This window comes from Treponema sp. R6D11, from assembly GCF_054786075.1.
In genome coordinates this window covers 1-1201 of the sequence record NZ_BDHD01000385.1, presented here as the reverse complement: position 1 = coordinate 1201, position 1201 = coordinate 1, and the positions used below count along the sequence as shown (strand labels likewise).

The following is a 1201-nucleotide window of genomic DNA, read 5'->3' as shown; positions in this document are numbered from 1 at the left end:
CTGTAAGTGAAAAGGGAAAATTCTATAGGATCTTGGTTCAAGATCTTATAGACATTTTCTCCATCCGGCTGAATTATGCGTCCGTTGGACATACATGGTTTATCCGGGTATCCTCACCCTTCCGGGAACGGTGGGTCGAGGGTTCTTTCGCAGTTTCCGTTGGAAAATGCGATATGGCACATGGATATTTGCGTTATACGCAAATATTCGCAAACAGTATCTGAGTTTTTCCGTTGGAGAAACTCAAAAACAGAATACCGCAAAGCGGTTTTTTGTACGGCATGGAAGCCGCGGCGCAAATCCGTCGTTGACGGAGCGCCGAAAAAGCCAAAGGAGTGAGTATATGATTATCAATCACAACTTAAGTGCAATGTTTGCCGACAGGTCCCTCAAGGTTACCCAGGTATACCTGGATAAGAACATGGAGAAATTGTCGAGCGGGCTGCGCATCAATCGCGCCGGTGATGATGCTTCTGGATTAGCAGTATCAGAAAAAATGCGCTCGCAGATTCGCGGTTTGAATCAGGCGTCAACCAACGCCCAGAACGGTATTTCGTTCATTCAGACCACTGAAGGTTACCTCCAGGAATCCCAGGACATTATCCAGCGTCTTCGTGAATTGGCAGTTCAGGCGTCTAACGGAATTTATTCCGAGGAAGACCGCATCTACATCCAGGTTGAAGTTTCTTCCTTGGTTGCGGAAGTAGACAGAATCGCATCACACGCCCAATTCAACGGAATGAACCTGTTGACAGGCCGTTTCGGCCGGCCAATCGGCGAAAATGTGGTTACGGCATCTATGTGGTTCCATATCGGAGCAAACATGGATCAGAGAACGCAAGTTTATATCGGCACAATGACGGCTAAGGGTCTCGGTATCCGTAACGTCGGTGACGATACCTTTATTACACTGTCCTCGCCGGACGGTGCCAACCGTGCCATTGGAACTCTCGACAAAGCGATAAGGATCATCAACAAACAAAGAGCTGACCTTGGCGCCTACCAGAACCGTCTTGAGCACACTGTCCGTGGATTAGATGTGGGTGCAGAAAACCTGCAAGCTTCAGAGTCCCGCATCCGCGACGCGAACATGGCAAATCAGACTGTAGATTACACCAAAAACATGATTCTCACACAGTCCGGAACCGCTATGTTGGCACAGGCCAATCAAAGAGGTCAGTCAGTACTTCAGCTTCTGCAA

The 1201-nt window shown here is 48.5% G+C and carries 2 protein-coding genes; both read left to right on the top strand.

The features are described from left to right. Nucleotides 1-159 precede the first annotated feature (159 nt). On the top strand, nucleotides 160-339 hold the full coding sequence (locus ACYVTD_RS13340; protein WP_461248227.1) for a hypothetical protein: 180 nt from the start codon (nucleotides 160-162) through the stop codon (nucleotides 337-339). Nucleotides 340-343: 4 nt separating this feature from the next. Then, on the top strand, nucleotides 344-1201 hold an 858-nt coding region (locus ACYVTD_RS13335), incomplete at its 3' end, for a flagellin N-terminal helical domain-containing protein (protein ID WP_461248226.1).